The 17752-nt window shown below is 67.6% G+C and carries 17 protein-coding genes; 4 read left to right on the top strand and 13 right to left on the bottom strand.

The window, feature by feature from the left end; genetic code table 11:
* Positions 1–6: 6 nt before the first annotated feature.
* The 5 genes from AMS67_RS07900 to groES form a co-directional block, all read right to left on the bottom strand.
* Positions 7–1128, bottom strand: a complete 1122-nt coding sequence (locus tag AMS67_RS07900) for a GuaB3 family IMP dehydrogenase-related protein (RefSeq protein ID WP_053386912.1) — start codon at positions 1126–1128, stop codon at positions 7–9.
* Between the two features lie 102 nt (positions 1129–1230).
* Positions 1231–3324, bottom strand: coding sequence for a sunset domain-containing protein (locus AMS67_RS07905; RefSeq protein WP_156316578.1), 2094 nt, complete (start codon positions 3322–3324; stop codon positions 1231–1233).
* A 160-nt stretch (positions 3325–3484) separates the two neighbouring features.
* Positions 3485–4987: an IMP dehydrogenase gene (guaB, locus tag AMS67_RS07910; RefSeq protein WP_053352829.1), complete on the bottom strand. Its 1503-nt coding sequence runs from the start codon at positions 4985–4987 to the stop codon at positions 3485–3487.
* 73 nt (positions 4988–5060) lie between these two features.
* Positions 5061–5984 (bottom strand): EamA family transporter RarD, encoded by a 924-nt coding sequence (gene rarD / locus AMS67_RS07915; protein WP_053386914.1) that lies wholly within the window; start codon positions 5982–5984, stop codon positions 5061–5063.
* 91 nt (positions 5985–6075) lie between these two features.
* Positions 6076–6372, bottom strand: coding sequence for a co-chaperone GroES (groES, locus tag AMS67_RS07920; RefSeq protein ID WP_053352827.1), 297 nt, complete (start codon positions 6370–6372; stop codon positions 6076–6078).
* 217 nt (positions 6373–6589) lie between these two features.
* Here groES and AMS67_RS07925 point away from each other — a divergent pair, with 217 nt between their 5' ends.
* Both AMS67_RS07925 and AMS67_RS07930 read left to right on the top strand, forming a co-directional pair.
* Positions 6590–7057, top strand: a complete 468-nt coding sequence (locus AMS67_RS07925) for a DUF4190 domain-containing protein (RefSeq protein ID WP_053386915.1) — start codon at positions 6590–6592, stop codon at positions 7055–7057.
* A 5-nt stretch (positions 7058–7062) separates the two neighbouring features.
* Positions 7063–8337, top strand: coding sequence for a class I SAM-dependent methyltransferase (locus tag AMS67_RS07930; RefSeq protein ID WP_162230834.1), 1275 nt, complete (start codon positions 7063–7065; stop codon positions 8335–8337).
* Positions 8338–8419: 82 nt separating this feature from the next.
* On the opposite strand, the gene AMS67_RS07935 is transcribed toward AMS67_RS07930, so the two are convergent.
* The 7 genes from AMS67_RS07935 to glmS form a co-directional block, all read right to left on the bottom strand.
* A complete protein-coding gene (locus tag AMS67_RS07935; protein WP_053386916.1) occupies positions 8420–8884 on the bottom strand; it encodes a hypothetical protein in 465 nt (154 codons plus the stop codon).
* Between the two features lie 126 nt (positions 8885–9010).
* The gene (tsaD, locus tag AMS67_RS07940) at positions 9011–10093 is read right to left on the bottom strand and encodes a tRNA (adenosine(37)-N6)-threonylcarbamoyltransferase complex transferase subunit TsaD (RefSeq protein WP_053386917.1); all 1083 of its coding nucleotides are present in this window, start codon (positions 10091–10093) and stop codon (positions 9011–9013) included.
* Entirely contained in the window at positions 10090–10566 is a 477-nt protein-coding gene (gene rimI, locus AMS67_RS07945) for a ribosomal protein S18-alanine N-acetyltransferase (protein WP_053387029.1), read from the bottom strand. Before rimI ends, tsaD begins: the two co-directional genes overlap by 4 nt.
* A 26-nt stretch (positions 10567–10592) precedes the next feature.
* Positions 10593–11237 (bottom strand): tRNA (adenosine(37)-N6)-threonylcarbamoyltransferase complex dimerization subunit type 1 TsaB, encoded by a 645-nt coding sequence (gene tsaB / locus AMS67_RS07950; RefSeq protein ID WP_241488027.1) that lies wholly within the window; start codon positions 11235–11237, stop codon positions 10593–10595.
* The gene (tsaE, locus tag AMS67_RS07955) at positions 11234–11764 is read right to left on the bottom strand and encodes a tRNA (adenosine(37)-N6)-threonylcarbamoyltransferase complex ATPase subunit type 1 TsaE (protein WP_370726588.1); all 531 of its coding nucleotides are present in this window, start codon (positions 11762–11764) and stop codon (positions 11234–11236) included. Before tsaE ends, tsaB begins: the two co-directional genes overlap by 4 nt.
* Complete coding sequence (locus tag AMS67_RS07960) at positions 11761–12135, bottom strand: holo-ACP synthase (protein WP_053386919.1); 375 nt, start codon at positions 12133–12135, stop codon at positions 11761–11763. Before AMS67_RS07960 ends, tsaE begins: the two co-directional genes overlap by 4 nt.
* Positions 12136–12188: 53 nt before the next feature.
* A complete protein-coding gene (gene glmS / locus AMS67_RS07965) occupies positions 12189–14039 on the bottom strand; it encodes a glutamine--fructose-6-phosphate transaminase (isomerizing) (protein ID WP_053386920.1) in 1851 nt (616 codons plus the stop codon).
* A 32-nt stretch (positions 14040–14071) separates the two neighbouring features.
* Between glmS and coaA the strand changes: the two genes are divergently transcribed.
* Both coaA and AMS67_RS07975 read left to right on the top strand, forming a co-directional pair.
* A complete protein-coding gene (coaA, locus tag AMS67_RS07970; protein ID WP_082305386.1) occupies positions 14072–15067 on the top strand; it encodes a type I pantothenate kinase in 996 nt (331 codons plus the stop codon).
* A gap of 30 nt (positions 15068–15097) precedes the next feature.
* Entirely contained in the window at positions 15098–16318 is a 1221-nt protein-coding gene (locus tag AMS67_RS07975) for a coiled-coil domain-containing protein (RefSeq protein WP_053386921.1), read from the top strand.
* 68 nt (positions 16319–16386) lie between these two features.
* Here the strand turns inward: AMS67_RS07975 and glmM are convergent, their stop codons facing one another.
* Complete coding sequence (glmM, locus tag AMS67_RS07980) at positions 16387–17736, bottom strand: phosphoglucosamine mutase (protein ID WP_053386922.1); 1350 nt, start codon at positions 17734–17736, stop codon at positions 16387–16389.
* Between the last annotated feature and the right edge of the window lie 16 nt (positions 17737–17752).

Below are 17752 nucleotides of genomic sequence, written 5' to 3' on the forward strand. Positions count from 1 at the left end.
GCTCGCTTAGCGCTCGGCGTATACGACGCCGACGCGCTGGAACTCCTTGAGCTCCGAGTAGCCGGTCGTCGCCATCGCCCGGCGCAGCGCACCGACGAGGTTCGCGCTCCCATCGGCGACGTGCGCGGGGCCGTTCACGATCTCGGCCAGGGGAGCCACCGGCTCGACCGCGACGCGCTTGCCGCGCGGCAGATCTTCGTGATGCGCTTCCTGCCCCCAGTGCCACCCGCGGCCGGGAGCATCCGAGGCCTTTGCCAGTGCGGCACCGAGCATGACGGCGTCTGCGCCGCAGGCAATCGCCTTGATCAGGTCGCCCGACGTGCCGAGGCCGCCGTCGGCGATCACGTGCACATACCGGCCACCCGACTCGTCGAGGTAATCGGAGCGAGCGCCCGCAACATCGGCGATCGCGCTTGCCATTGGAGCCCGAATCCCCAGCGTGGCGCGCGTCGTCGACGAGGCTCCCCCGCCGAACCCGACGAGCACGCCCGCGGCTCCGGTGCGCATGAGGTGCAGTGCTGACTGATAGGTCGCTGCGCCGCCCACGATCACCGGTACATCGAGTTCGTAAATGAATTCCTTGAGGTTGAGCGGTTCGCGCCCCTCTTCGGAGACATGCTCCGCCGAAACCGTGTTGCCGCGGATCACGAACAGGTCGACACCAGCCTTGACGACGGTATCGGTGAACTCGGCGGTGCGATGCGGTGACAGCGCACCTGCGACCGTGACGCCGGCTTCGCGAATCTCGCTCAGTCGTGCCGTGATGAGTTCGGGTTGGATCGGCGCGGCGTACAGTTCGCGCATGCGTGCGATGGCGGCGCGCTCGTCGGTGATCTGCGCCAGTTCTTCAAGCAGCGGCTCAGGGTTCTCGTGACGCGTCCACAAGCCCTCGAGGTTGAGCACTCCGAGGCCGCCGAGCTCACCGAGCGCGATGGCCGCGGCCGGCGACATGACGGAGTCCATGGGTGCACCGAGCACCGGAATGTCGAAGTGGAACGCGTCGATCGACCAGGAGGTCGAGACGAGTTCAGGATCGCGCGTGCGCCGCGTGGGCACGATGCCGATCTCATCGAAGGTGTACACGCGGCGTGCACGCTTGCCGCGCCCGATCTCGATCTCGTTGCTCACCCGATCAGTCTATCTGGAGCGGGCTGAACGCGCCGAGCGCGGCAGGCCCATGCCGGCCTCGCTCCGCACCCACGGGCTGATGCGAACCCGCCGCACCCCGTATCAACGCTTCGACGCCCGATACCCCGCTTGCTCGGCCGCGCGCGCCGTCGAGAAGCACTCCTCCGCTTTCGTGCGCGAGTAATAGGCTCCGCTCGGCAGGTGATAGATCTTCGAACTCGCATTGCCCTTGATCGGAGCCCATGACGGGCAGTTTCCACTCGTGGATGGCGCGCGCGACGGATACCCCACTGTGCGCGTCGGCGCGGTTGTGCGCGACGCCGAGACGTACCCGTTCTTCGAACCGGCGACCGACCAGGTGATGGTGTGCCCGACGTCGGCGGCTCCCACCGAGTAGCTCGTACCGGTGGCGCCCCGCACGGCGATGCCGCTGCGATACCACTGATAGCGCAGGGTCGCGCCCGAGGTCCACGAACCCGCCGATCCGGAGAGTTTCGACCCGACGGTTGCGTTGCCCGAGATCCGAGGTGTTCCGACAAGCATCGTCTGGGGAACGCGCTTCGCTCCCGACGTGCGTGTCTCCGATTGGTATCCCGATTTCGTTCCGGTCACGCGAACCGAGATCTGCGTTCCGGCATCGGCAGCCGCCAGACGATAGCTCGCTCCGGTCGCGCCTCGAATCGCGGTGCCGTTACGCAACCACTGGTACGTCAGTTTTGGGGCGACTGGCTTCCACGCCCCAACGTGCGCGGTGACGGTCGAACCAGGCTGCACTGCGCCGCTGATCGTCGGCGTCGCGGCGGTCAGCAGGCGCAGCACCGTCGATGCTGTGGAGGTCGCGTTCGCGCTCCGGTATCCCGCCAACGTCCCCGCCACAGTCACGGTCACTTTCGCGCCGCCATCGGCTGCGACGAGCGTGTACGACGATTTCGTCGCGCCGCGGATCGCAGCACCGTTGCGCTTCCACTGATAGGTGAGCTTGGCCCCGGTGGTCCAGGTGCCAGCGCTCGCCTGCAACGTCTTTCCGACGACCGCGGTGCCTGTGATCTTCGGGGTCGCGGTGCGGAGTGCAGCCGGCATAACGGCCTTCGAAGCTGCCGAGGTGCGCAAGACGTCCGCGTAACCCGCCAGTCGCCCGGTGACGGTCACCGAGATGGCACGATTCACGTCACCCGCGACGAGCCGGTAGCGGTTCTGCGTCGCACCCGGAATCACTGCCCCATCGCGCTTCCACTGGTAACTCAGCGCCGAACCCGTCGCCCATCCCGATGTCGTCGCGGTCAACTCCTGCGCCATCTGCGGGGTGCCGCTGATGGCGACCTGGCCCGCCTGCGTCTGCCCCACCCCGATCGTGCGCTCTGCCGAGACCGACACCGCGGTGACGGGAATGTCGACCCCCGGAATTGCGCGCGTCGCCGTGGCACGCACGCTGATCTTCGCCTGAGCGTCCGCAGCCGTCAGGGTGTACGTCGCCGCGGTCGCATTCGGGATCGCCTCGCCGCCACGGAGCCACTGCAGTGCAACGTTCGGCGCCTGCGGCACGCTCGGTGCCCAGGTACCTGAGGTCGCCTGCAGGGTCGAGCCCACCGCGAAGGTACCTGAAACGGTCGGCGCGGCGGTGGCGCGCAGCATCTCGGGCAGTGCCATGATCGTTCCGGTGAGCAGCGGGTCAGGGCCCGTCAGGGTCCAGACCCCGATTCGGTCGCTGCCGTCGAACGTCACCGATGTCGTCCACGTGAGTTCACCGGTCTCTCCCGTCGACCGCTGCCACCCCGTGACCGACTTCACCGCAGTGCCGTTGCGCAGTTCACTGAATGGTTCACGATCGGCTGCGGGATCACCCGGCGCATAGGCGATCTGCACGGCGACGGTGACCGCGGCGTCTCCGAGCTCGATGCTGGCCGGCGACAACGACACGCCTGGTGCAGCGAATTCGACCTCGGGCACCGTCTCGGTCGACGGAGTAGGATCCGCAGGAGCCGCGTCTTCTGGAATCGCCCCCTCGACCGGGGCGTCGAGCGCCTCGGCGATCGGTGTGGTGGTCGCAGGATCCGCATCGCTCACCGCGTGCGCCGGCGCCGGAGCTCCGATCGCCGACACGGCAAGACCGGTGACGAGCGCACACGCGAGCATCGCGCCGCTCCATCGACGCCACGCGAATCTGAACGTCGGATGCGTTTCCTGAGAAAAAACCATGAGCGCGAGCCTAGTGAAACGGACGCCGCTGCAGCAGTGCCGATTCGGAACTTCACCCGCCGGTTCACCCTCGGCGCAGTGCCCCCACGCGTGTCGGCGATCCAGCCGGATACGTCGCGGGCCCGGATCGAATCCGACCCGGGCCCGCGACGTGTACGGCTTAGCGCTTGTAGTTCGGCGCTTCGACGACCATCTGCACATCGTGCGGGTGCGATTCCTTGAGCCCCGCTGCGGTGATGCGCACGAAGTTGCCGCGCTCCTTGAGATCGACGATGGTGCGCGCACCCACGTAGAACATCGACTGCCGCAGCCCGCCGATCATCTGGTGGCTGACGGCACCGACCGGGCCGCGGTAGGGCACCTGGCCCTCGATGCCCTCGGGAATCAGCTTCTCGTCGCTCGGCACGTCGGCCTGGAAGTAGCGGTCTTTGGAGTACGACGTGCGCTCGCCGCGCGTCTGCAGCGCGCCGAGCGATCCCATGCCGCGGTAGTTCTTGAACTGCTTGCCCCCGACGAATACCAGGTCGCCCGGGCTTTCGTCGGTGCCCGCGAGCAGGGAACCCATCATCACCGATGATGCGCCCGCAACGAGTGCCTTCGCGATGTCGCCTGAATACTGCAGCCCGCCATCGGCGATGACCGGCACGCCGGCCGGCGTCGCGGCCTTCGCAGCCTCGTAGACCGCGGTCACCTGGGGCACGCCCACGCCCGCGATAACGCGCGTGGTGCAGATGGAGCCGGGCCCGACGCCCACCTTCACCGCGTCGGCGCCGGCGTCGACAATCGCCTTCGCACCCGAGTAGGTCGCGACGTTGCCGCCGATCACGTCGACCGCGGCGAACGCCGGGTCGGCCTTGATCTTGGCGATAATGTCGAGCACGCCCTTGCTGTCACCATTCGCAGTGTCGACGACGAGCACGTCGACGCCCGCATCGACCAGCGCGCCCGCGCGCTTCCACGCATCTCCGAAGAAGCCGACGGCCGCGCCGACGCGAAGTCGACCCGCCTCGTCTTTGGTCGCGAGCGGGTACTGCTCTTCCTTGTCGAAGTCTTTGACCGTGATGAGCCCGGTGAGTCGCCCCTCGCCGTCGACCAGGGGCAGCTTCTCGATCTTGTGCTGCCGGAAGATCGCTGCTGCGTCTTCGCGCGAGATGCCACGCGGGCCGGTGATCAGCGGCATCTTCGTCATGGCATCGGCCACCCGCACCTGCGAGCGATCCTTCGGGTCGATGAATCGCATGTCTCGGTTCGTGATGATGCCGAGCAGCACATCGTTCGAATCGACGACGGGCAGCCCCGAAACGCGGTACTCGCCGCACAGCGCGTCGACCTCGGCCACCGTCGCGTCGACCGACGTCGTCACCGGGTTCGTGATCATGCCGGCTTCGCTGCGCTTCACCCGGTCGACCATCTCGGCCTGATCTTGAATCGAGAGATTGCGGTGCAGAATGCCGAGGCCGCCGTTGCGCGCCATGGCCACCGCCATGCGGGTTTCGGTGACCGTGTCCATCGCTGCAGAGATCAGCGGGATGTTCAGGCGGATGCGCCGCGTGAGCTGGGTGGACGTATCCGCCTCGCTCGGGATGACGTCGGTGTGCGCCGGCAACAGCAGCACATCGTCGTAGGTCAGGCCGGTGAACGCGAAGGGGTCACGCTGTTCCATGGAACCTCTATCTATCTGGGAGTGGGTCTGTCAGAGATTCGCGGGTCGCCGGATGCGGCACCCGTGCTGCATCTCAGTCTAAAGGTATGGGGGCGGTGGTCACCTGCGCCGACGGCGAACGTCGCAGCGTGCGCACCATGTCGATGATGAGGATCACGAGCGCGATCCACACCCCGATGAAACCGATCCAACGCCCGACCGTGATCTCCTCGTGCGTCACGAACGTGCCGTAGAGGAAACTGAGAATCGGTGTGAGGAACTGCAGGAATCCGATGTACGACAGCGGCAATCGCCGCGTGGCCTCGCCGAACAGAATCAGCGGCACTGCGGTCGCGATGCCACTGAGCAGCACGAGCACGGTGATATCGGCACCGAACGAGAACGCGGTGATCCCTGTCGTCGCGGCGATGATGGCGAGCTGCACGGCGGCGATCGGCAGCGTGACGATCGTCTCGATCGTGAGGCCGGTGATGCCGTCGACCGACTCCCCCGCGTGCTTGTGCACCGCACCGTACAGGCCGAACGAGAGCGCGATACCGAGCGCGATCCACGGGAACGATCCGTAGGCGATCGCGGCGATGAGCACCCCGACGCCGGCGATGCCCACAGCGACCCATTGCAAGCGGGTCAGGCGTTCTTTGCGCACGATCACGCCGATGAGGATCGTGAAGAGCGGGTTGATGAAGTAGCCGAGCGCCGTCTCGAGCACGTGTCCGGTCATGACGCCGATCACGAAAATCTGCCAGTTCGCGTACAAGAACAGCGCGGAGAGGGCGAACCAGCCGAGCAGGCGCGGTGTGCGCAGGATCGTCAGTACCTGAGTCCACTTGCGCGTCGCGGTGACGAGCAGCGCGCAGAAGATCAGCGACGTGGCGACGCGCCACGGCACCACCTCGAACGGACCGACCATCGCGATGAGGCCGAAGTAGAACGGGAATGCGCCCCACCAGAGGTACGCGCCGAGACCGAATCCGAGCCCTGCACGCGTCTGCCCCATCGAATCAGTCTACGACCGCCGACGCCCCCGACACGACAGCGGCCCCGACGATCCGTCCGGATCATCGGGGCCGCTGCCCGAAAAGCGATATTTAGCGCGTGACGACCGCGAGAATGTCGCGAGCCGAGAGCACGAGGTAGTCGTCGCCGCCGACCTTGACCTCGGTGCCGCCGAACTTCGAGTAGATCACGACGTCGCCCACGGTGACGTCGAGCGGAATGCGGGTGCCTGCATCGGAGACGCGGCCCGGGCCCACTGCGACGACCTCGCCCTCCTGGGGCTTCTCCTTGGCGCTATCGGGAATGACGAGACCGGAAGCAGTGGTCTGCTCTGCCTCGACCTGCTTGATAACGATTCGATCTTCGAGCGGCTTGATGGCGACCGACACGGTTGACCTCTTTCCAATGTCTGAAAGTGAGTTCGCGCTCACCCCATGCGAGCGCGTCTAGGTTCGAGTCTATGGCTCCGGTTGGCACTCGTGCAAGGGGAGTGCCAACCGTGTCAGCCAGGATCGCCGACAGCGAACGCCGCGCCTACAATGTGGAGTACGCCCGCGATGGCGCCTCGACGGGTCCGTCGCACCGAATCGTTCTGGAGGAGCCGCAATGTCCACACCCCAGTACCCGGAGCAGCCGACGACCCCGCTCCCCGATCTCACCCAGTCTGCCGCGCCGACGCAACCGTTCCCGCAGGCGCCCACCGCCCCCATCGGCGCGGCGGCGCCCTACGGAGCGCCGACGGGGTATGCCGCGCAGCCGTACCGGCAGCCCGTGCCCGCGTCGACGGCGACCACGCTTGCGCAGACGAACACCTTCGCGCTGCTCGCAATCATCCTCGCGTTCATCGCGCCGGTCGCGGCAATCGTGTTCGGCCACATGGGCCTGAGCCAGATCAAGCGCACAGGCGATGCCGGTCGAGGCATCGCACTCACCGGGCTGATCATCGGCTACGCCTACTTCGTACTTGTCGCCCTCTTCGTCGTGCTGTACGTCGGCTTCGTGATCACGATGATCGCGTCGCTCGGAGCCGCGTTCTCCGGGTTCGACTCGGGGTACGACCCCTACAGCTACTGAGCCGCATGCACGCATCGGCTCATGAGCCGCACCGGCCCCGGGATCCAGTCCCGGGGCCGACTGCTGCCACCGCCCTGCCGGGCTGGGACGCTCTGCTCACCCCGGACGGCCTCGAAGCGCTCGCGCTGGTCGGAGACGCCCTCGAAGCCGGCGAGACCGCGGATTCGCTCAACCGTCGTCTGCGCGCCGCCGGGTCTACCCCCGAGTTCGTCGCCGCGGTCCTCACTCAGGGCGCACTGCAGCGCAAGGCGTCCGCGAAGTTCGGCGAGCTGTCGCGGTCCCTGCTCTTCACCCCTGCCGCCCTCGAGCAGGCGAGCCGCATGGTTGTTGCTCGCGGCCACGCCGCCAGATTCCGCGACGCCGGGTGCACTCGGGTCGCAGATTTGGGGTGCGGGATCGGCACGGAGTCGATTGCGCTCCTCGAGGCAGGCATCTCGCCCCTCGCCGTCGAACTCGATCCGTTCACCGCGCGGCTCGCCGCAGCGAACCTCGGGGTCGTCGCCCGCAGCACCGGGGCACCGGAACCCGAGGTGTTCTGCGGGGATGCGACGCAATTCTCTCTCGATCGCGCCGACGGCGCCTTTCTCGATCCGGCTCGTCGCACCGCCGGGCATCGCGACACCCGCCGCATCGCCTCCCCCGACGACTACTCGCCGTCCCTCGACTTCGCATTCGGCCTCGCAGACCGGTTGCCTGTCGGTGTGAAGCTGGGGCCGGGGCTCGACCGTGACCTCATCCCCGACGATGCCGAGGCGCAATGGGTCTCGGTCGACGGGCAGGTCGTCGAAACCGCGCTGTGGTTCGGCGGTGCGGCCCGCACGGGCGTGAAGCGTGCCGCGCTGCTGCATCGCGGTGCCGAGACCCACGAACTCACAGCGGCGGCGGATGCTCCCGATGCACCGGGGCGCACGCTCGGCTCCTACCTGCACGAACCCGATGGTGCGGTGATTCGCGCGCGCCTCATCGGAGCCGTTGCCGATGAGCTCAGTGCCGGGATGCTCAATGAGCACATCGCCTACCTGACCAGCGACACGCTCACTGCGTCACCGTTCGTGCAGTCCTTCCGCGTGCTCGATACGTTGCCGTCTCGCGAGAAAGATCTGCGGCGCGAGCTCGCGGCTCGCGGTATCGGAAGACTTGAGATCAAGAAGCGCGGAGCCGACATCGACCCCGCGCAGTTGCGCACGCGGCTGAAACTCCGAGGCGATCGCAGCGCGACACTCGTGCTCACGCGCGATGCGGCCGGCAAGCACATCACGCTGCTGACCGAGCGCTGCTGACGAGCGCTGCTTGCAGGCGTCTGCCGCAGACGCGAATGGCCCCGGAAGCCGAAGCTTCCGGGGCCATTCGCGGAGTCGCGGTTTAGTATGCCGACGAGTCGATGCTCGAGCACGAGACAGTCTGACCCGCGATCTCGACGGTGTCAGCCCCGTTCAGGCACTCCTGAGCAGCGCCCAGACCCAGGCTCAGCGCGACGAAGAATCCGATCGTCACGATCGCACCAATGATCAGTGCGAGAGCACCGGTGATGATGCCGGTCAGCGACAGTCCCTTGGACTGCCCCTTGCGGAGCGCCACGATGCCGAGGATGAGCGCAATGATGCCGCCCACAGCGCCAGCGATCGGCACCCACGAGAAGACGAGGCTCAGAATGCCCAGGATCAGCGCGGTGAGCGCCAGACCCTTCTTCTGCACCGGAGCTCCGGCGTAGGACGGCACTCCCGGAGCAACGGGCGCGGACGGAGCCGGAGGCACCGATGATGCGTTCGGAGCGGCGGGCGGCACCGGGCCCGCAGCGGGTTCGTTGCCAGGCAGGTTGTCGGACATGATTCTCCTTCGATCAAGCATCGATGAGGCGTATTCCCCAATTCGCTCTTCAAAGATAACGCTCAGGTTCGACTGATGCACGCATTTCCTGCGGGCACGACGACGAAATTCGTCGCCGACTGCCATTCACCCGACTTGCACCTGTTGCACCGGCAGTGTCGAGTCCGCCCCGAACCCGAGCCCCGAGGGCGCATGCCCGGCCGCGACGAGCTGTGCCCCGAGTGACGCGATCATCGCACCGTTGTCGGTGCACAGCGAGAGGGGCGGCACGCGGAGGTGAATACCCGCAGCCGCCGCGCGCTCTGCCGCAACTTCTCGCACGCGTGCGTTCGCGACGACTCCTCCGCCGAGCAGCAGGCGGGGTACGCCGAGATCGTGGCACGCGGCAATCGCTTTCGTGAGCAGCACGTCTGCCACCGCTTCGCGGAAGCTCGCCGCGACATCGGCGACGGGAACCTCGGCTCCGGCAGACACCTGCTGCTCGACCCAGCGCGCGACCGAGGTCTTCAGCCCCGAGAAGGAGAAGTCGTAGCGGTGACGCTCCAAATCTTTGGAGCGGGTGAGGCCGCGCGGAAAACGAATCGCGTTCGGGTCGCCGTCAGCGGCGACCCGGTCGATCTGCGGGCCACCGGGATACGGGAGTCCGAGCAGGCGCGCCACCTTGTCGAAGGCCTCCCCCGCTGCGTCGTCGATCGTCTCCCCGAGCAGTTCGACGTCGCCGACCAGATCCCGCACGAGCAGCAGCGAGGTGTGCCCGCCCGACACCAGCAGCGCGATGGTCGGCAGCTCGAGTTCTCCGACCGCGCCGACGGCTTCGCGCAGTCCCTCGCCGTGCAACAGGTCGGCGCCGACATGGCCGACGAGATGGTTCACCGCGTAGAGCGGCTTATCGAGCGCGATCGAGAGCGCCTTCGCCGCGGAGACGCCGACCATCAGCGCACCCGCGAGCCCGGGGCCGGAGGTCACCGCGATCGCATCGAGCTCATCGAGCCGCACACCGGCATCGGCGAGTGCGCGCTCGATCGTCGGCGTCATGGCTTCGAGATGCGCACGCGCCGCCACTTCGGGCACGACGCCTCCGAATCGCGCGTGCTCATCCATCGACGACGCAATAGCGTTTGCGAGCAGGGTGCGCCCGCGCACGATGCCGACGCCTGTTTCGTCGCAGCTCGTCTCGATGCCGAGCACGAGCGGTTCGTGCACCGTCATGACCGTTCCGCCTCTCCGTTCGTGCGGCCCTCGCGGTGCCGCATCTCAAGTTTCATCACGACGGCATCCACGCCATCTGGCTGGTAGTAGCGGGGGCGCACACCAATCTCGGCGAACCCGAGTGAGACGTACAGCCGCTGCGCGACCGGGTTGTCCGCGCGCACTTCAAGGAAGACCTCTCGAACGCCACGCGCATCGGCGTCGTCGAGCAGTGCGTTCATCAAACGGCGCCCGTCACCCGCGCCACGCGCAGACGCCGAGAGCGCGATCGTCTGCACATCGGCTTCGGTTCCCACGGCGAGGAGCCCGGCGTAGCCGCGCACCGCTCCCCCGGCATCGGTGAGCACGAGGTAGGTGCGGTGGTCACCGGTGACTTCCTCCCGCATCATCGATTCACTCCAGGCCTCCGCGCCGAAGACCTCGGCCTCGAGGGCCCAGATCTGCGGCACGTCTTCCAGGGTCGCGTCGCGCATCACCAGGGGTGCCGGATCGCCGTTCGTCACGTCGACACGCGCTTCGGGGCACCGGGCTGCACGACATCCGGAGCCCGCAGGTATCGCGCACGATCGTCGTCGAATGCCCGGCCCGACGCGAGCCGGCGCGCGGCGAGACGCACCAGCGACGCCGCGGGAATGCGCTCGGGCCAGACGTCACCCGGCTGCTCGGCGAAGTCCGCGCGAGTCCAGAGCTGAGGCCCCGCGACCGGTTCGGGAATTCCGGCCCAGTCCAACGCACGGAACTCCGTCACGAACAGCTCGCGTCGACGGGCGTCTTGCACCACGCGGAGGCTCGAAGCAGCCCCCTGCTCCAAGACCTCAAGCGCCACCGCCTCATGCCCCTGCACGGGAAGCAGCGGCACGCGCCGCCCCGTCGCGAACGCGTGCGCGGCGGCGATGCCGACGCGCAGGCCGGTGAACGGACCGGGCCCGATCCCGGCGACGACGCCGGTGACCGAGGCAGGAGAGACGCCGGATTCGGCAAATGCCCGTTCCAGCAGCAGTCCGATGGCTTCGGCGTGACCGCGCGCGTCATCGCTCGAGGCCACCGTGACCCGGCCGGCCGCCCCCACGGCCACACTCGTGCCGATCGCGGTGTCGATGGCGAGCAGCACGTGTTCGCCGAGTTCCGGAGCGACCTCGCTCATTGCAGCACTCCTTCTGCCCATCGGGCACCCCACGCAGAGATCGTCACCGTTCGAGGTTCGACCAGCGTCTCAGACCAGTCCTGAGGCGGAGCGCCAGCCGAGTCACCCGATCCATCATCGTCGGCGCTTCCGACCGGGCGCTCGATCACGATCTCGATCCAGTGCGACCGCGTATCGACGACACCGGCCCCCCATTCGGCAACCACGACGGCCCCCTCGAAGTCGAGGTCGAGATCGTCGAGTTCTTCGGCATCGCGCACACGATACGCATCGACGTGCACGAGCGGCGGGCCATCGCTCAGGGAGGGATGGGTGCGAGCGAGCACGAACGTCGGGCTCTGCACCGGGCCGCGCACTCCGAGCCCTTCACCGATCCCCCGCGTCAACGTGGTCTTCCCCGCGCCCAGCGGCCCCGTGAGAATGACGAGGTCGCCGGCGCGGAGCACACGCCCGAGTTGCACCCCGAGGTCGTGCATCGCGTCGGGGTCATCGGGGTGCCGCGTCTCGACAGTGCGCTGCGCGCTCACTCCGCGACTCCGGCAGTGGGCGCGGTTTCGAGTACGACGAACGCCGTCGCGAACCCGCCGTCGTGCGTCATCGAGACATGCGGCAGCCCGGCACCACGCTCAGCAAGCGCGCGCTGCAATCGCTCGCTCGGCACGAACTGCGGGGGGCGATCCCGCTCGCGCGTGATCTCCATGTCGTGCCAGCGCAGCTCGCCCGAACCGCCGAGCGCTTTGATGAGCGCCTCCTTCGCGGCGAAACGCGCCGCGAGTGAATGCAGCGGACGCTCGCGCTCGCCGACCGTGAACAGGCGATCCTGCAGCTTCGGCGAACGCGCGAGCGTGCGCTCGAACCGGGCGATGTCGACCGTGTCGACCCCGATCCCGAGAATCATGACCTGCTCCTCACACGCCCCGCACCGAATCTCGTTCGGCGCGGGTACTTCGATTACTCGACCGTGACCGACTTCGCGAGGTTGCGCGGCTGGTCGACATCGAGCCCCTTCACCGACGAGAGCTCGAGCGCGAACCACTGCAGCGGAACGACCTGCAGCAGCGGCTCGAAGAATGCATCTGCCAGCGGAAGGCGGACCACGTCATCGGCGTACGGCAGTACGGCGGTATCGCCCTTCTCCACGATGGCGATGATACGCGCGCCGCGCGCCCGGATCTCCTGAATGTTCGAGACGACCTTCGAGTGCATGAGCGGCGAGGTGCGCGGGCTCGGCACCAGTACGAACACCGGCTGACCGTGATCGATGAGCGCGATCGGCCCGTGCTTCAGCTCGCCGGCGGCGAAGCCCTCGGCGTGAATGTAAGCGATCTCCTTGAGCTTGAGCGCGCCCTCGAGTGCGATGGGGAACCCGACGTGACGTCCCAGGAACAGCACCGAACGGGTGTCGGCCATCCAGTGCGCAAGCTGCGCGATCTGATCGTGCGTGTCGACCGCCTCGGCGACCTTTGCGGGCAGTGCCTCGAACTGCTCGACGGCCTGGGCCTGGTCTTCAGCCGAGAGCGCTCCGCGGACGCGACCCAGGTGGAGCCCGATCAAGTAGAGCGCCGTGATCTGCGCGACGAACGCCTTGGTCGAGGCGACCGCGACCTCGGGCCCGGCGTGCGTGTACACGGCGGCATCCGACTCGCGCGGAATGGTCGCGCTTTGCGTGTTGCAGACCGAGATCGTGGTGACCCCGCGTTCGAGGGCGTACTTGACGGCCATGAGCGTGTCCATGGTTTCGCCCGACTGGCTGACCGAGATCACGAGCGTGCGGTCGGAGAGCACCGGGTCGCGGTAGCGGAACTCGTGGCTGAGCTGCACCTCGACGGGCACGCGCGCCCACTGCTCGATCGCGTAGGCGCCGACCTGACCGGCGTACGCGGCGGTACCGCAGGCGATGATGATGATGCGCTCGATGTTCGCGAGGCGTTCGTCGCCCAACGCCGTGAGCTCCGGGATGTCGACGCCGGCGGCCGAGAGGCGCCCGCGAATGGTGTTGCCGACGGCGTCGGGCTGCTCGGTGATCTCCTTCGCCATGAACGACGACCAGCCACCCTTGTCAGCCGCTTCCGCGTCCCACTCGACCTCGAACTCGTCGAATTCGACCGGGTTCCCAGCGAAGTCGGTGATCCGCACCTCATCGGGCGTGATGATGGCGATGTTATCTTCGCCCACGGCGACGGCGCGACGCGTCGACGACACGAATGCGGCGACGTCCGAGCCCAGGAAGTTTTCGCCGTCGCCGAGGCCAACGACGAGCGGCGAATGGTGACGAGCCGAGACGATCTTGCCGGGCTCATCGCGGTGCATCGCGAGCAGGGTGAAGGTGCCGTGCAGGCGCCCGACCAGCGAGCGGAACGCGGTTTCGAGATCGCCCTGGCGAGCGACCTCTACGCCCAGCAGCGCCGCTACCACCTCGGTATCTGTCTCGCTCAGGAGTTCGACGCCAGCGGCCTCCACCTCAGTGCGCAGCTCGGCAAAGTTCTCGACGATGCCGTTGTGAATGAGCGCGAGCTTGCCGTCGTCGCCCAGGTGCGGGTGCGCGTTGACATCCGTCGGGCCGCCGTGCGTGGCCCAACGGGTGTGTCCGATACCGGTGCCCGCCGCATCGAGCGGGCTGGCCTCCAGCAGGTCTTCGAGGCGGGCGAGCTTGCCCGAGCGCTTGCGCACCGACAGCGTTCCGGCGGAGTCCACGACTGCGACTCCGGCCGAATCGTAGCCGCGGTACTCGAGGCGACGCAGTCCGTTGAGCAGTACTTCAACGGTGTCGTTAGGGCCGACATATCCGACGATTCCACACATGGGCCTTAGTTTAGTGGCACCATTGATGCACGATGACCAAGAACACCTTGACGCCTCGCGGTGGCGACGTCTCCACGGATACCCACACCCTCGTGCGGCCCGAGTTCACCTCGCCGTTCACCGAGATCGATCGCGACGAGTGGGCGCGGCTCGCGGGCGAGACCCCGATGCCGCTCACCGAGGGCGAGATCGCGGCTTTCCGCGGGCTCGGTGAGCCCCTCGACCTGGCCGAGGTCTCCGAGGTGTACCGGCCGCTCAGCCGGCTCATCAACCAGTACGCGATCGCCGCACGCGAGATGCACCAGCGCACCCGCGGATTCTTGCAGCGCGCGGATGAGCAGCCGAGCCCGTTCGTGATCGGCATTGCCGGTTCGGTCGCCGTCGGCAAGTCGACCGTCGCGCGCATCTTGCGCGATCTGCTCGCCCGCTGGCCGGAGACCCCTCAGGTCGAACTGATCACGACCGATGGGTTTCTCTACCCCAACGCCGAGCTCGAGCGGCGCGGCATCGCGCATCGCAAGGGCTTCCCCGAATCCTACGACCGCCGAGCGCTCCTGCGATTCGTCTCCCAGGTCAAAGCCGGCGTCGCCGAGGTGCGTGCACCGCACTACAGCCATCTCGTCTACGACATCGTGCCCGATGAGTTCACCGTTGTGCGACGCCCCGACATTCTCATTGTCGAAGGCCTCAACGTGCTGCAGCCCGCGTCGATGGATCATCCGCTCGCAGTGAGCGACCTCTTTGACTTCTCCGTCTATGTCGACGCGCGCACAGCCGATATCCAACGCTGGTACCGGCATCGCTTCTTGCAACTGCGCGAAAGCGCGTTCGCGAACCCGAGTTCGCACTTCAAGCGCTTCGCCTCGATCGACGATGACGCCGCCGTCGCGGTGGCAGACGAATTCTGGAACAACATCAATGAGCCGAATCTCGTCGCGAACATCCGACCGACACGCGCACGCGCCAGTCTCGTGCTCCGCAAGGAATCGGACCACCGGGTGCAGAAGGTGCTCCTGAGAAAGGTGTAGGCCTCAGCCTGAAGGTCTACCCTGGGCTCCATGCGTCGCCCCCGTCTCCTCCGCCACACCGCGGCAGCCGCGCTCGCGGCCGCGATCATCGTCACCGGCACTCTTCCGGCCCTTGCGGTGGAGCAGAGCACCGATGACTACCCGACTTGGGAAGACGTTCAGGCGGCGAAACAGTCGGAAACCGATTCCCAGGCCGAGTACGCAACGCTGCAGCGTGCGCTCCAGCGGGCGCAAGGCGAGGCCAGCACGGCGACCGCGGCGGCAGCCGATGCTACGGCAGCCGCCAGGGCGGCGAACCACGACCTGCAGCTCGCACAAGCGAAGGAAGCGTCGTTGCAGCAGCAGATCGCCGCTTCCGAGCATGAGTTCGCCGACAACGATGAGGCACTCGGACGCATGGTGTCGTGGCTGTACACGAACGGTACGGGGCTTGCGAGTGCCAGCGCGCTCGCTGACGCGCAGAACCCCGAAGACTTCATGGCGAAGATCGGGATGGCGACACAGGTGTCGGGCACCTGGAACGGCATCGCCGAGCGGGCGGAATCGCAAGTGAATACCGCCGCCTCATTGAACGAGCAGGCCGCCGATGCTGCGGCAGAACGCGAGCGCCTCTCCCAGGCCGCCGATGCTGCCGCCGCCGATGCCGCAGCGGCAGCGCACACGGCGCAGCAGGCTGTCGCCCTCGCCGACGAACGCAGCGACACGATGTACGCGCAGTTGGCGTCGCTGCGCGGCACCACCGCCGATGTCGAGCGGCGCTATCAGATCGGCGTGCAGGTCGCCGAGCAGGCCGCCGAACAGGAGCGTGCGCGCGAGGAGGCCGCGCGGCAACTGCAGGAGCAGCAGGAGAATGACGGCGCAGGCGGCGGCTCAAACGGAGGCGGAGGCGATTCCGGCGGATCAGGCTCCGGCGGATCAGGCGGCGGCTCGGTCGTCGTGGATCCCGCCGGCGCTCAGGCGCACGCCCGTTCGGTGCTGCCAGCGTATGGGTGGGGCGATGACCAATTCTCGTGCCTCGTCTCGCTCTGGACGGGCGAGTCCGATTGGCGCGCTGACGCGCTGAACCCGTGGAGCGGCGCCTACGGTATTCCCCAATCACTGCCCGCAGAGAAGATGGCGACTGCCGGGGCAGATTGGCTGACGAACGGAAACACCCAGGTCGACTGGGGTCTCGCGTACATCCAATCGGTCTACGGCACCCCGTGCAATGCGTGGAACACCTGGCAGGCACGCGACCCGCACTGGTACTGAGCCGAAACGCAAGAAGCGCCCGGGCCCGCACGTGGCGGGTCCGGGCGCTTCTTGCGCACGGATGCGATTCAGACGGCGAGACGCTCCAGCACAACCTGTGCGAGGTCGTCGGCGAGACGCTGAGCCTGCTCCTCGTGCTCGGCCTCGACCATCACGCGCACGACCGGCTCGGTGCCGGAGGGGCGCAGCAGCACCCGCCCCTTACCTGCGAGCGCGATCTCGGCCTGACTGACGGCCTGCTGCAGCACTTCATCGCCGTGCACACCGGTACGGTCGACGCCGCGCACGTTGACGAGCACCTGCGGGTACACCGTCATGCACTGCGCGAGTTCGGCGAGAGTCTGCCCGCTGCGCACGATCTCGGCGGCAATGTGCAGTCCCGTGAGGATGCCGTCGCCCGTCGTCGCATGATCGCTCATGATGACGTGGCCCGACTGCTCCCCGCCGAGCGAGTAGCCCTCGGCATTGATGGCTTCGAGCACGTAGCGGTCGCCGACTCCCGTCTCGACCACGTCGATGCCGTTGTCGGCCATCGCGAGCTTGAGCCCCAGGTTCGACATCACGGTGGCGACGAGCGTGTTGCGTTCGAGCTTGCCACGACGTGCCATCGACAGCGCGAGGATCGCCATGATCTTGTCGCCGTCCACGACGTCACCGGCCGCGTCGACCGCGAGGCAACGGTCAGCGTCGCCGTCGTGGGCGATGCCGAGGTCTGCGCCGTGCTCGCGCACGGCCGCGCGCAGCGGCTCGAGGTAGGTCGAGCCAACGCCGTCGTTGATGTTGAAGCCGTCGGGATCATTGCCGATCACCGTGACCTGTGCGCCGGCGTCGGTGAAGACGTCGGGAGAGATGCCAGCTGCGGCGCCGTGCGCGCAGTCGAGCACGACGTGGATGCCATCGAGCCGCAGGCCCTCAAGCGTGCCCAACAGGTGCACCAAATAGCGGTCCTCGGCATCGGCAAATCGGCGAATGCGGCCGACCTCGCGGCCGGTGACGGCGACGGTCGCACCATCGATCGCGGCTTCGATCTGATCTTCCACGTCGTCGGGGAGCTTGCGCCCGCCCTCGGCAAAGAACTTGATGCCGTTATCGGGGGCCGCGTTGTGCGAGGCCGAGACCATGACGCCGAAGTCGGCTCCGGTGTCGGCTACGAGGTACGCCGCGGCCGGCGTCGGGATCACCCCGGCGTCGAGCACGTCGACCCCGGCTGAGGCGAGCCCGGCCGAAACGGCGGCCGCGATGAACTCACCGGAGACACGCGGATCGCGTGCAACGACGGCGACAGCACGACGGCTCTCGCTCCGGGCAGAACGCCCGAGAACGAGAGCCGCAGCGCGTGCGAGGCTGAGGGCCAGCTCGGCGGTCACATCGACCCCAGCCAGCCCTCGAACCCCATCGGTGCCAAACAGGCGTCCCATGTGCAGGAAGCTCCGG

Source organism: Leucobacter japonicus (assembly GCF_001273855.1).
Taxonomy (GTDB): domain Bacteria; phylum Actinomycetota; class Actinomycetes; order Actinomycetales; family Microbacteriaceae; genus Leucobacter; species Leucobacter japonicus.